Annotated in this window: 13 protein-coding genes and 1 tRNA gene; 5 read left to right on the top strand and 9 right to left on the bottom strand. The window is 31.6% G+C overall.

Annotated features, from left to right (window positions below):
- Positions 1–87 precede the first annotated feature (87 nt).
- Positions 88–169, bottom strand: a tRNA-Leu gene (locus KCTC32516_RS02610).
- Positions 170–172: 3 nt separating this feature from the next.
- Positions 173–418 (bottom strand): GIY-YIG nuclease family protein, encoded by a 246-nt coding sequence (locus tag KCTC32516_RS02605; protein ID WP_301401785.1) that lies wholly within the window; start codon positions 416–418, stop codon positions 173–175.
- A gap of 191 nt (positions 419–609) precedes the next feature.
- Between KCTC32516_RS02605 and KCTC32516_RS02600 the strand changes: the two genes are divergently transcribed.
- From KCTC32516_RS02600 to pth, 3 genes are all read left to right on the top strand, one after another.
- The gene (locus KCTC32516_RS02600; RefSeq protein ID WP_301401784.1) at positions 610–1,551 is read left to right on the top strand and encodes a ribose-phosphate pyrophosphokinase; all 942 of its coding nucleotides are present in this window, start codon (positions 610–612) and stop codon (positions 1,549–1,551) included.
- 24 nt (positions 1,552–1,575) lie between these two features.
- Positions 1,576–2,196: a 50S ribosomal protein L25/general stress protein Ctc gene (locus tag KCTC32516_RS02595; RefSeq protein WP_301401783.1), complete on the top strand. Its 621-nt coding sequence runs from the start codon at positions 1,576–1,578 to the stop codon at positions 2,194–2,196.
- Between the two features lie 154 nt (positions 2,197–2,350).
- Positions 2,351–2,917: an aminoacyl-tRNA hydrolase gene (pth, locus tag KCTC32516_RS02590; protein WP_436410109.1), complete on the top strand. Its 567-nt coding sequence runs from the start codon at positions 2,351–2,353 to the stop codon at positions 2,915–2,917.
- Positions 2,918–2,994: 77 nt separating this feature from the next.
- On the opposite strand, the gene KCTC32516_RS02585 is transcribed toward pth, so the two are convergent.
- From KCTC32516_RS02585 to KCTC32516_RS02575, 3 genes are all read right to left on the bottom strand, one after another.
- Positions 2,995–3,444, bottom strand: coding sequence for a 6-pyruvoyl trahydropterin synthase family protein (locus KCTC32516_RS02585; protein WP_301401781.1), 450 nt, complete (start codon positions 3,442–3,444; stop codon positions 2,995–2,997).
- 101 nt (positions 3,445–3,545) lie between these two features.
- Positions 3,546–4,313 (bottom strand): enoyl-CoA hydratase/isomerase family protein, encoded by a 768-nt coding sequence (locus KCTC32516_RS02580; protein WP_301401780.1) that lies wholly within the window; start codon positions 4,311–4,313, stop codon positions 3,546–3,548.
- Between the two features lie 24 nt (positions 4,314–4,337).
- Entirely contained in the window at positions 4,338–5,672 is a 1,335-nt protein-coding gene (locus tag KCTC32516_RS02575) for an MATE family efflux transporter (protein WP_301402717.1), read from the bottom strand.
- 120 nt (positions 5,673–5,792) lie between these two features.
- On the opposite strand from KCTC32516_RS02575, the gene KCTC32516_RS02570 reads away from it, so the two are divergent.
- Entirely contained in the window at positions 5,793–6,587 is a 795-nt protein-coding gene (locus KCTC32516_RS02570; protein ID WP_301401779.1) for a universal stress protein, read from the top strand.
- A gap of 3 nt (positions 6,588–6,590) precedes the next feature.
- On the opposite strand, the gene KCTC32516_RS02565 is transcribed toward KCTC32516_RS02570, so the two are convergent.
- Positions 6,591–9,329 (bottom strand): PD-(D/E)XK nuclease family protein, encoded by a 2,739-nt coding sequence (locus KCTC32516_RS02565; protein WP_301401778.1) that lies wholly within the window; start codon positions 9,327–9,329, stop codon positions 6,591–6,593.
- A 79-nt stretch (positions 9,330–9,408) separates the two neighbouring features.
- Here KCTC32516_RS02565 and KCTC32516_RS02560 point away from each other — a divergent pair, with 79 nt between their 5' ends.
- Positions 9,409–10,185 carry an amidohydrolase gene (locus KCTC32516_RS02560; protein ID WP_301401777.1) on the top strand — a complete coding sequence of 259 codons (777 nt, stop codon included), beginning with the start codon at positions 9,409–9,411 and terminating at the stop codon, positions 10,183–10,185.
- Between the two features lie 26 nt (positions 10,186–10,211).
- On the opposite strand, the gene KCTC32516_RS02555 is transcribed toward KCTC32516_RS02560, so the two are convergent.
- Genes KCTC32516_RS02555 through KCTC32516_RS02545 form a run of 3 tightly spaced genes read right to left on the bottom strand, consistent with a single transcriptional unit; the run spans position 10,212 to position 12,400 of the window.
- Positions 10,212–11,195, bottom strand: coding sequence for an acyl-ACP desaturase (locus KCTC32516_RS02555; protein WP_301401776.1), 984 nt, complete (start codon positions 11,193–11,195; stop codon positions 10,212–10,214).
- A 4-nt stretch (positions 11,196–11,199) separates the two neighbouring features.
- A complete protein-coding gene (locus tag KCTC32516_RS02550) occupies positions 11,200–11,928 on the bottom strand; it encodes a lysophospholipid acyltransferase family protein (protein ID WP_301401775.1) in 729 nt (242 codons plus the stop codon).
- Positions 11,929–11,971: 43 nt separating this feature from the next.
- Complete coding sequence (locus tag KCTC32516_RS02545; protein ID WP_301402716.1) at positions 11,972–12,400, bottom strand: hypothetical protein; 429 nt, start codon at positions 12,398–12,400, stop codon at positions 11,972–11,974.
- Positions 12,401–12,418 lie beyond the last annotated feature (18 nt).

The following is a 12,418-nucleotide window of genomic DNA, read 5'->3' as shown; positions in this document are numbered from 1 at the left end:
ATTGTAAAAGAATTGAAAGACCAAGTTGTTTGACCTATGTTTGACCCAAATATAAAGGCGAAGTATAAATTTCGCCTTTTACTAGAGTACTCGAGGTGGGAATCGAACCCACACTCCCGAAAGAACTGGATTTTGAATCCAGCGCGTCTACCAATTCCGCCACTCGAGCAATTTACTTAGAATCACGCAAAGAACGTAATTTTTCTTTACCAATCCCAGATTTCCAATATTTTTCTTTTGCTCTTGCTTCTATTCTTGTTTCTGTTATTTCAGAATAAATTAATTGAAAAGGAGCATAAGGTTTTGTTGTTGGTTTATAACCTTTATTATGTCTTATCAATCTCTTTTCAAGATTATTAGTTAATCCAACATATATATAATTCCTTTTAATACTTGAAATTGCATATACTGTAAACACTGTATTTTTTTTAAATGAACAAATTTATAATTCCGCCCTGTCTGCCGACAGGCAGGCACTCGAGCAATTGTATAAGAGATTGCAAATCTAAAAAATAAATTTAGTATTAAAGCAAAAAAAACAACGCAACTCATTAAATATTTTTATTTTTGCATCACACAACACACTAACTCATAACAAAACACAACTAAATGCCTTCAAATCAATTAGAACCCAAAATTTTTGCATGTTCACAAAGTATAGAATTAGCAGAAAAAATAGCCAAAGAATATGGTACCAAATTAGGAGAAGTAACAATTACTCATTTTAGTGATGGCGAATTTCAGCCAGCTTTTGAAGAATCAATTCGAGGAAGGCGCGTTTTTATTATAGGCTCTACATTTCCAACAGCAGATAATTTAATGGAAATGTTATTAATGATTGATGCTGCAAAAAGAGCATCGGCAAGACACGTAACAGCAGTAATGCCTTATTTTGGTTGGGCAAGACAAGACAGAAAAGACAAGCCAAGAGTTGCAATTGGTGCAAAATTAGTTGCCAATTTAATTCAGGCTGCGGGAGCAACAAGAATTATGACGATGGATTTACATGCAGATCAAATTCAAGGATTTTTTGAAAAACCAGTAGATCATTTATTTGCATCAACAATCTTTTTGCCCTACGTAAAATCGTTAGGATTAGAAGATTTAATGATTGCATCTCCAGATATGGGCGGATCTAAAAGAGCGTATGCATATTCTAAATACTTAGATTCTGATGTGGTAATTTGTTATAAACAACGTAAAAAAGCCAATGTAATTTCTCATATGGAATTGATTGGTGAGGTAACAGGGAAAAATGTTATTTTAGTTGATGACATGATTGACACAGGAGGGACATTAGCAAAAGCTGCAGATTTAATGATGGAAAGAGGAGCGAAAAGTGTGCGAGCAATTTGTACGCATCCCTTACTTTCTGGAAATGCAATTGAACGTATAGAAAACTCTAGTTTAATAGAGTTAATTGTATCTGATACAATTCCTTTAAAAGGAGCGAGTTCTAAAATAAAAGTTGTAACTTGCGCCCCTTTATTCGCAGATGTTATGCACAAAGTTCAAGACAATACTAGCATCAGTGGACAATTTTTAATGTAAACAAATACTAATTAAATTAAAGTAATGAAATCAATTACAATCAAAGGATCTCAAAGAGAAAGCGTAGGTAAAGTAGCAACGAAAGCCTTACGTAATGCTGGTCAGGTTCCTTGCGTTATATACGGAGGAGACAAGCCAATGCATTTTTCAGCAGCAGAAATCGCATTTAAAAATCTTGTGTATACTCCAAACGTTTATACAGCAACGATTGAATTAGACGGGAAAAAAATTGCAGCAATTTTACAAGACATTCAGTTTCACCCAGTAACAGACAGAATCATACACATTGATTTTTATCAATTATTTGATGATAAAGAAGTGACTATGGAAATTCCTGTACATTTAGTAGGAAAAGCTCCAGGTGTTTTAAATGGAGGGTCTTTACGTTTTCCAAAACGTAAATTAAGAGTAAAAGCACTACCAGGTGATTTGCCAGATTTTTTCAATGCAGATATTTCTAAATTAAAGATCGGAAGTAAGTTATTTGTTACAGATCTTGATAACAAAAACTGTACATTTTTACATCCAGCCAACACGGTTGTAGCGCAAGTAAGAATGTCTCGTAATGCAACTGAAGAATTAGAAGATGAAGAAGAAACAGAAGAAGGAGCAGAAGCAGAAGCAGAAGCAACAGCTACAGAATAAACATAAACTATTCTAAATATTAAAAAAGCGTTACTTATTGTAACGCTTTTTTTTTATCCTGAAATTATTTATTTCTTCTTATTTTTGAAGAATGAATGTTATTGGGTTTTTGAAAAACATTTTAGGATTTAATAAAGAAACTAAAGAAGAATTGATGAAGAAATTTTTAATTGTTGGTTTAGGGAATATTGGAGAACAATATGACAATTCGCGTCATAATATTGGTTTTAAAATACTAGATGAATTGGCAAAAGACCATAAAGTAACTTTTGAAACAGATAAATTAGGAGATGTTGCAACTTTTCGTTTTAAAGGAAGAACCTTTATTTTATTAAAGCCAAGTACGTATATGAATTTAAGCGGAAAAGCAGTAAAATATTGGATGGATAAAGAAAAGATATCCATAGAAAATACATTAATTGTTACGGACGATTTAAATATTGATTTTGGAACTATCAGATTAAAAGGAAAAGGAAGTGCTGGCGGACATAATGGATTGAAAGACATTCAAGAAAAATTAAACACCACAACATATCCACGGTTTCGATTTGGAGTTGGCGCAGATTATTCTAAAGGAAGGCAAGTAGATTTTGTGTTGAGTAAATGGAGCAAAGAAGAAACAAGTTTATTGATTGAGAGATTACCGGTTTCTTGTAATGTAATTACTTCTTTTGGAACAGCAGGCATGGCAAACACCATGAATGCTTTTAACGGAAAATAAGTTAAAAAGAATCGTTTTAGTATAAAAAAGAGAAATTTTATGAATTCATTTCTCGCATTGATTCATTGCTAGATTAATCAATTATCACTCGCAAACCATTCGGCAAAACTTGTTTCTGTTTCTTGCAAACGCAACGAAAATAAGTTGATATTTTCTGGTAATCTCTTTTTAATTTTATTAGCAAAATCAATCACCATCATTTCACTTGTTGGTTGATAATCTACCAAAATCACATGATGATCACGATCTTTTAGTTCTTTCGCCAATTCGATATGTGGCGTATTTTGATTAAAAACGGTTGCATGATCAAACACATCTACAATTTCTTCTTTTACAATTTTTTTTAAATCAGAAAAGTCGATTACCATTCCATATTTTACCTGAGAACTATCTGTAATTGGTTTTCCGATTACAGTTACAGAAAGCTTGTAAGAATGTCCGTGAACGTTTTTACATTTCCCGTCGTAACCATACAATGCATGACCTGTTTCAAAATTGAATTGTTTTGTAATTCTTATTGTACTCATGCTATTTTTTTTTATTTCTGTTCACTTTAGATTTGTTGTAAAAGTACATGACCGCAATTAATATTGCCAATCCTAAAAATAAATAATCTCCACCCATAATTTTACTTTTTAAATTTTGATAAAGCTTTTTTTGTGAATTCAGACAATACTAATTTTCCAGTTATTTCTGCTCTTTCAAGCAATAAACTATTCCAGTTTTCTGTTCCTTTCCAAAGAGCTTTTTTCATTTCTGTTATTGCGTCTGGATTGTAAGAAGCTAATTTTTCTGCTAAGAATTCAGTTTCTTTCGTTAGTTCGTTTTTAGTCTCTAAGACTTTAGAAAACAATCCTTTTTCTTTTGCCCAATAGGCGTTTTTCCATTCTGTTGCCGCCAATGTTAATTCCGCCAAACCAGCAACACCGATTTTGCGTTCAACTGCAGGAGCAATTACAAAAGGTCCAATTCCGATTGTGAATTCTGATAATTTTATAGAAGCAGCTTCAGTAGCCAATACATAATCACAAGCAGCAATCAATCCAACACCACCGCCAACAGCTTTTCCTTGTACACTTCCAATAATTAATTTAGAACAAGTTCTCATTGCGTTGATGACATTTGCAAAGCCTGAAAAGAATTTTTTCCCATCTTCAAAATTGTCAATAGCAACCAATTCTTCAAAAGATGCACCAGCGCAAAATGCTTTTTCTCCTTCAGATTTTAAGATGATAACGCTTACCTCATCAAGCGTAGAGACACGTTGCAATTCTTTTGTCAAACGATCTAATAAAGTACTTGGAAACGAATTACTAGCTGGGTGACCAAATTCTATGGTTGCAATTCGATTGACAATATTGGTATATAAACTTCCTTCGGTATGTTGCGTTGTCATATAATTGAGTATCAGTATTCAAATTTACTGCTTTTGTGCTAGTAGAGAAAACTTTCTTTTAAATTTAAAGAATAAAAAGATGCCTCTGAAAAACATCCAAACGGTAAAAGCAATCCAAATTGCATACAATTTAAAGTCTAAGGCATCGAAAAAAAGTAATGTGGGAACAAAACCGATCAATGTTGCAAAAATTAAGACATTTCGCAAGTATTTCATTTCTCCCAAACCTTTAAAAACTCCATCAAAAATAAAGGTCATTGCGCACAAAGGTTGCATGGCTAAAATGACCCAAAAGGCTAAATAAAATTGTTCTAAAACAGCAGTTTCTTTGGTAAACAGTGTTCCGATTGGTTTGTAGAAAACAGTTCCTAATACGATAAAAACACTGCCCAAAACAAAGGCATATTTTAGCAGTTTTTTATTTAATTCGATCAGTGTTTTATAATCTTTTTGACCTAATAATTTACCAGATAAAATATTTCCTACACTAGCATATCCATCAATCATAAAAGCGCCTAATAACCATAAATTTAAACCGATAATATAAGCAGCAATGTATTCTTTTCCATAAGAAGTTGCATATGCAGTTCCAAAATATAACGCCAAATTTAAAGCCAATGTTCTAATAAATAAATTGAATACCATGCCCAATAACCGTTTTATTTCGGGATGTATTGGAAGCACAATTTTTAACGGAATTGCGGTTTTTTTCAATAATAAAATTGCAGATAAACCAGCCATTGTAATTTGCGCAATTACACTCGCGTAGGCTGCACCTTTTATATACATTGCAGGAATAATATCAGCAAAACCATATACAAAGAGATAATCTAAAAAGATATTTAATACCGCGCCAGTAATGGCAATTAGCATCGGGTAATACGTGTTTTGCAAGCCTCTAAAAACACCGAAAATGGCGAATGTAAAAAGGGTAAACGGAAAGCCTAAGATCCGGATATTAAAATACTCCACACAATATTTTAAAATAGCTCCAGAAGCATTGTAAAATTTAAAAATAGTTTCTGAAAAAGGATATGAAATGGCAATCACCAATAAGCTGAGTACAACAACAATTGTTATTGCTTGTGATGGCAAGGATTTGATTTCCTCTAATTTATTAGCGCCTAAATATTGAGAAACAATCGAAGAAATTGCACTTCTAATTTGTCCAAAAACCCAAACCAACATAGAAATAAACGCGCCTACAATTCCAACTGCAGCCAAAGATTCAATTGCATTATTTTCTATATTTCCAATAATAGCGGTATCGGTAATAGAAAGCAACGGTTCAGCAATTCCGGCAACTAAAGCAGGAAAAGCCAATTTGTTTATTTTTTTAAGGCTAATATCTGTTTTCAAAATCGTTTCAAAAATACTACTATTAATGTTCTTATAATTGATAAAAAAGATAGATTTAAAATGTGTATTTTTGCAGTACATTTATTTTGTGTAATTTTCTAAAATACTAAATAACCTCACATGAAAAATATACTTGTTCCGATCGGTTCTTCAGAAAACTCAATAAACACCTTGCAGTACGCCATTGATTTTGCTTGTGAGATTGATGCAAATGTCTTTGTGCTTAGAGCATACAATGTGCAGCCAAAAGCAGGAACAATTATAAATATTGATGAAATTTTAGAGCGCGAATCTAATTTGTATATGCGTTCTATAATTAATGCTGCAAACAGAAAAGGAAAAGATATTCAATTAATTACCGCGAAAGGAAATGTGTTAGACTCTATAGCATCTGTAGAAAAAGAAATTGGAGTGGATTTAATTGTAATGGGGCCAAAAAGCAACTCTATAAAAGAAGAAGTTTTTTTAGGAAGCACTTCTGGGAGCGTTGTAAAACAATCTAATATTCCTGTTTTAATTGTTCCAGAATCGTATGTTTTTAAGCCATTTAATGTTATTTTAACAGCGTTTAAAACGGGTGTTGTAAATAAAAAAGGGGTATTGAAACCTTTACAATTTATAAAGGATAAATTCAATCCTGTGATTAATTTGTTGTTGGTTAAAACACCAAATTATACAGATAAAGATTTGATTCTAAATCCAGCATTAGACAGTTTAAAATCTTCGTTAACAATTACAGAAAATGCAACTACTTTTCAAGGAGTTTTAGAACATTTTCAATCGAATCAACCAGATATGTTGTGTGTTTTTAGACGTAAAAGAGGGTTTTTTACAAAGCTATGGGAAAAGAATACAATTCTAAAAGAAGAGTTTCACTGTAATGTTCCTTTGTTGGTTTTAGGAGGGAAGCAATAATTTTTACAGGCTGTGTTTTTCATGTGCCTTTTCTGTAAAAGGAATTGAAACATCAAAAATTTCTTTGATGATTTCTTTGATTGAATTCATGAAAACATCCATTCTTTCTGGCGTAATTTCATAATCTTTATTACCAAAATCTACTTTAAGAAATCCGCTTTTAAGATTTTTAAACGAGATAATTCCACTTTCAATTTTAGTAGGTGTTGAGTTGCTTTTAGCATACATATAACCGTACAATAAAACCTGAATTACTTTGTTATATTTTTCATCAGCAATATCAGAAACATCCGATATTTTTAAATTTTTAGCCTCTACTATGCCTGTTTTGTAATCAACAATTCTCGTAACGCCATTTAATTCATCAATTCGATCAACCTGCCCTTTAATTTTAATTGGAAAATCAAATCCTTCAATTTCTATAGTTGTTTCTAAGTTTTCTTCGGTGGCAATAATTTTTAATTGATTGTTTTTTGACACCAATTGTTTTTCATTTTCTAAAAATCGATTTACATATTCTTTAGAAACTTCAAAAATCAACTTGTTTTTTCCAGTGAATAGATCAGAATTATGAAAGTGTTCTTTAAAGTAAAATGTAACAAAATCATCTACTTTTGCAAACAGTTCTTTAAAGTTTTCTAACGTAAGAAATTTGTTAATATATGGTTGATATAAAGCGTCTAACGTATCATGAATAATCGTTCCCATCGTGTTCGAAGCAACAGTTTCTTCAACTTCTTTATACTCTTTTAGTTTTACTATTTTCTGCACATAAAACTGATACGGATTATATAAATAACTAGCAAATGTTGATGGCGAAAAGCCAGTTTTTGCAACGTCTTCTAGCACAGAAATTATTTCTGGAGTTTTTTCTATTTCTTTGAGTTCAATTTTTTCTGTTGTTACTTTCGGACTTATTTGTAGCTCTTTAATTCCGTCTTTAAGATGCAATAATTGTGTAATAAACCTACTTTTTTCTCCGCCGCCAAAAGTGTCGCTTTCAGAATTGTATAATAAGTATATGTTTTTTGCGCGTTGTAACAATCTAAAGAAGTGATAGGAAAAAATAGCATCTTTTTCTCTGTAGGTTGGTAAGCTAAATTCGATTTTTACATCAAACGGAATAAAGGTATTTTGCGAACTGTTTTTTGGCAATATATTTTCGTTTACAGAGGTTATAATTACGTTTTCAAAATCCAACACACGCGTTTCCAACATTCCCATTAATTGCAATCCTTGTAGCGGTTCTCCTTTAAAAGAAATAGATTCAGTATTCAACAATTGAATGAATAATTGATGAATGGTTTTAAATGTTTTCAAAAAATTATATTCGTTTTGAAAGGTTTGCAACTGCGAAAAAATGGTGTAAAACCGAAACAAGTATTCTTTTTCTAAAGGCGCTGCTTTTTCTTTTAAAACGACAATTAAATTTAAAATCCGGTTGATAAAATCTTGACTATTTTCAATCGGGTTAAAGAGGTTACTTATTGCTTTTTTTACCGATTTTCCTAAAGGCGCTAAAAAGGTTTTAATTTGATTTTTACTGATAAAAGCATCGTTGTCTTTTGCTATTTTCAGAGAAATTTTATCTAATAAATTTGTACCGTTATCAATTAATAAAGGCTGAATAGAAGCGTGCTTAAAAAACTGCAACACATCTTTGTAGTAAAACTGTGCTGCTTGCGTTTTATTTAATTTTTCTTGCGTTAAAAACAACTGAAAAATAGCAAAAAACAGCGAAGTTGTCGGAATGTCTTTTAGCGGATAACCCATTGTAATATTAACCGCTTCAACCTTCTTTGGTAACGAATTTAACGTGATTGGCAACAAGCTTTCATCAGCCAAAACATAGGCAGTTTTGTTGTGATTTGGCAATTTATTGATAAGCTCTCCAGCATATTTAATTTGAGTTGTATTTTTTGAAGCTCCAATGACTTCAATGCTTTTTTCCAATTCAAAATTCGATGAAACTGTCGCAATCGGATTGTTGATGTAATATTTCCATTCAGATTTATATTTTCTGATGAATGTTCCTGCTTGATGTTTGTTTTTTAAAAAAGCACTGTCAATATCCCAATAAACATCGGTGTTCCCTGCAGACAACAGTTCTTGAAATAAATATTCTTCAGATTTGTTTAGCGCATTAAAACCCATAAAAACATACTTCTTATGCTTGTTCTTTTCGATATAAGCTTCAATATTTTTACTGGCTTCTCTGTAAATTAACCCTTGATAACCAATCTGTTTTTTGAGTAAAAAAGTATAAAATTCTGTGTAGTAAACTTCTAATTTTTCTAAGAAAGAAAAATGATTTTTTACCATTTTAGTTTCTTCAAAAGGTTTTTTTACTGACCAATTCTTTAACCGTTGAATATCTCTTAAATACGGAAAAATCTCTTTAGGATTGATTAAATGCTGATCTACTTCGTTAAAGTCTTGTACAACTGTAAAAGCCCAAGAAATAAAACTTTCAAATTCTTCAGGTTCAGCTTCTACTTTTTTATAAACAGCATAAAAATGAAATAATAACTGAATAGAATCCACTTTATGCAACCCAGAAACTTCTTCAATAAACTGTTCTATATTAAAGATTGTTGGCAAAAAACCGACATCAATAGTTTCTTTTAATGCTTGTTTAACAAAAACGCCAGCTCTTTGAGAAGGCAACACAAAAATGGTGTTTTCAAACGATTTTTGTTTCGTTAAAATGGTTTGTAACGTTTCTGATATAAAAGTCTGCATTTGCGAAAGTCAATTTTTAGAACAAACAATGTACAAAAAGAAGCTATTTATTTTATTATATTGTAACAAAATTATTTTTATGCAAACCGATTTACAAATAGCCATTATTCAGAAAGATTTAGTTTGGGAAAATGCTATTAAAAACAAGGCAAAACTAGATGTATTATTAGAAGACATTCAGAATGTTGATGTGATTATTCTACCAGAAATGTTTACCACAGGTTTTTCGATGGTGCCAAAGCCTTTAGCCGAAGACATGAATGGAGAAACTGTAGACTGGATGCAACAAAAAGCGGCACATTTTGATGCAGCAGTTGTTGGTAGCATCATTATAAATAATAAAGGGAGGTATTATAATAGAATGTTATTTGTGCACCCAAAGGGAAAAATTGAAACCTATGACAAACGACATACTTTTACATTAGCCGGAGAGCATAAAGCATATACTTCAGGAAAAAACAAATTGATTGTTGATTATAAAGGATGGAAAATTTGTCCATTAATTTGTTACGATTTGCGTTTTCCGGTTTGGTCAAGAAATGTAGAAGAGTATGACTTGTTGATTTATGTTGCAAATTGGCCAATACCAAGAATTAATGCGTGGAAAACACTCTTAAAAGCGCGTGCAATAGAAAACATGAGTTATTGTATTGGTGTAAATAGAGTTGGAGTGGATACAAATGGATATGAATATAATGGGAATTCTATGGCAATAGATTTCTTAGGAAATGAACTCACCGAAGTTGTAGAAAATGAAGAGAAAATTATCTACGCTACTTTAAGTAAAAATAAATTGAGAAATGTTAGAACTAAACTACCTTTCTTAGAAGATAAAGACCAATTTACAATACACTAAAAAAGAGCCTTTTTAAGGCTCTTTTTTTATGTTACTGGATTCATCCATTTAAAATTGTATGTTGTATCTGGAACTACAATTCTTTCAGTAATTCGATACATTCTTTCAGGGAGTTTTAACAACCAATCTCTCGCTTTTTCTGCCTCCGGAGTTAAGTTGGTTATTTTATCAATTTCCCAAGTTGTATTTAGTTTTTGTAAGATGTCTACATAGTCAAAACCCGTATATACACCAACTCTTTGTGCTATTGTAGAGAATTGATCAAACAACCCACCTTTAGCGCCAAAAGACTCTCTTAAGTGTAATGCAGGCATTACAATCTTGTATTTCATCATGTGTTGAAACGCCAACATCATTTCGCTTGGATCAATCTTAAAAATTTCTTTTACAAATTCTGAATAAGCAATATGATGACGCATTTCATCACCAGCAATAATTTTAGACATTTTAGCCAATGCTTTATGCCCTTTTTTACGTGCAATTTTTGCCACATTATTGTGCGAAATGTATGTTGCTAATTCTTGAAAGCTAGTATAGATAAAGTTTTTATAAGGATCAGAAGCTGTTCCTATATCAAATCCGTCTGCAATTAAATGTTGTGTAGTAATTTCTACTTCTCTCATATTTACTCTACCAGATAAATACAAGTATTTATTTAGCACATCTCCGTGTCTATTTTCTTCAGAAGTCCAAGCTCTAATCCATTTTGCCCAGCCATTATCAGGTTGTTGAGAAACACCTTCTATGTCTAACAACCAAGATTCGTAAGTTGGTAAAGCCTCTTCTGTAATGGTATCTCCAACCAAAACTACCCAAAAATCATCATCTAATTCTTTAGAGAGCTCTTGAATTTCTTTTACCTCATCAATAAAAGAATCTTTTTGAGAATTTGGCAAAAAATCGGTTGGTTGCCAAATTTTTTCTGGTGTGATTAAAAATTTATCAACGAAAGTATCAATGCTTTTCTCTAGGTTTAGCATTACTTCTCTTCTAATATTATGTATAGACATATTGTTATTTTATGTGTGAAATTATTTGTGATTCTGTCTCTTTCATTAACGTTTCAAAAGGCACAGAATCAATTTTTATAGGTTTGTGTGTTGTAAGTGTTATCGGATTTCCAATTCCTAACGGATATTTTCCATATTTAAATAGTTTCCAAGAATTATTGATGGTTATTGGTACAATATACCCTTCTTGATTGTATTTGGTAATCATTTTTAACCCGTTGGTAGAAAAGGGTTTTGGTTTTCCATTTCTACTTCTTGTTCCTTCAGGAAAAATGATTGCTCCCCATTTATTTTTATGAATATTTTTCGAAAATTTTACCAATTCACTTAATGCTTGTTTTGCATCTTTTCTATTGATTAAAGCAGCACCGCCATGTCGTAAATTAAAGGACACACTTGGCACTCCTTTTCCCAATTCTTTTTTGGCAACAAACTTTGGTTTATATTTCCTGAAAAACCAACCAATTGGCGGAATGTCAGAAATACTTTGGTGATTTGCAACAAAGACTAAAGTACAGTCTTTTGGCAATTCGTGTTCGTTTTTTAAACGGACTGTAACTCCGATTAAAAGCAACGACTTGACAAGAAATAAATTTAAAATATCTACCACATGCTGATGCCCTTTATGTCCGAATAGTTTTAATCCAACCCATTGTAAAGGATGAAAGATTACTAATAGTAATACAAAAGTAAAAATAAAGATTGGCGATAATATGTAGCTTAAAATTTTCATTTAAAGGGTTCTTTTATCTGAGGTAAATTAGGGTATTTTATTTTTAAAACTGTAACCACTGATTCCAAGGAATTCTAGATAAGATCAACACCAATGCTAATCCGTAAAAGATTGCAAACGTTTTAAACTTTGCCGCATCTTCTGTTTTCTTTTTATGTTTAGACCAACCAATAGTAATTAATACAATAGCAATGATCATCATTAAAGGATGTTCTACAGCTAATAATCTAGAAGTCGAATCTCCCATTACAGCAGAACTGTCAATTTTTAGTGCTTTATAAGCAGGACTCATAAAATACCAACCCAATCCTATTAATAATTGAATGTGAGAAACGATTAATGTAAATAAACCGATGCGAACATCTTTGTCGGTGAAACTTCTCTTTTTTGACAATCCCATAAATGCATTTACAACTGTAAAAACTAACATTAATAGCACTAAATATGCCCAATACGAGTGAATTTCTTTCATCATGATTTCTTCGTTTTT

The sequence above is a fragment of the Polaribacter huanghezhanensis genome, from assembly GCF_030444335.1.
Lineage (GTDB): Bacteria > Bacteroidota > Bacteroidia > Flavobacteriales > Flavobacteriaceae > Polaribacter > Polaribacter huanghezhanensis.
This window is presented reverse-complemented; position numbering and strand designations above follow the sequence as displayed.

Bases quoted from the DNA above. Each gene is read 5' to 3' on its own strand.
- KCTC32516_RS02600 (WP_301401784.1), top strand. From the start codon at position 610: ATGCCTTCAAATCAATTAGAACCCAAAATTTTTGCATGTTCACAAAGT.
- KCTC32516_RS02595 (WP_301401783.1), top strand. From the start codon at position 1,576: ATGAAATCAATTACAATCAAAGGATCTCAAAGAGAAAGCGTAGGTAAA.
- pth (WP_436410109.1), top strand. From the start codon at position 2,351: ATGAAGAAATTTTTAATTGTTGGTTTAGGGAATATTGGAGAACAATAT.
- KCTC32516_RS02585 (WP_301401781.1), bottom strand. From the start codon at position 3,444: ATGAGTACAATAAGAATTACAAAACAATTCAATTTTGAAACAGGTCAT.
- KCTC32516_RS02580 (WP_301401780.1), bottom strand. From the start codon at position 4,313: ATGACAACGCAACATACCGAAGGAAGTTTATATACCAATATTGTCAAT.
- KCTC32516_RS02570 (WP_301401779.1), top strand. From the start codon at position 5,793: ATGAAAAATATACTTGTTCCGATCGGTTCTTCAGAAAACTCAATAAAC.
- KCTC32516_RS02565 (WP_301401778.1), bottom strand. From the start codon at position 9,329: ATGCAGACTTTTATATCAGAAACGTTACAAACCATTTTAACGAAACAA.
- KCTC32516_RS02560 (WP_301401777.1), top strand. From the start codon at position 9,409: ATGCAAACCGATTTACAAATAGCCATTATTCAGAAAGATTTAGTTTGG.
- KCTC32516_RS02555 (WP_301401776.1), bottom strand. From the start codon at position 11,195: ATGTCTATACATAATATTAGAAGAGAAGTAATGCTAAACCTAGAGAAA.
- KCTC32516_RS02550 (WP_301401775.1), bottom strand. From the start codon at position 11,928: ATGAAAATTTTAAGCTACATATTATCGCCAATCTTTATTTTTACTTTT.
- KCTC32516_RS02545 (WP_301402716.1), bottom strand. From the start codon at position 12,400: ATGAAAGAAATTCACTCGTATTGGGCATATTTAGTGCTATTAATGTTA.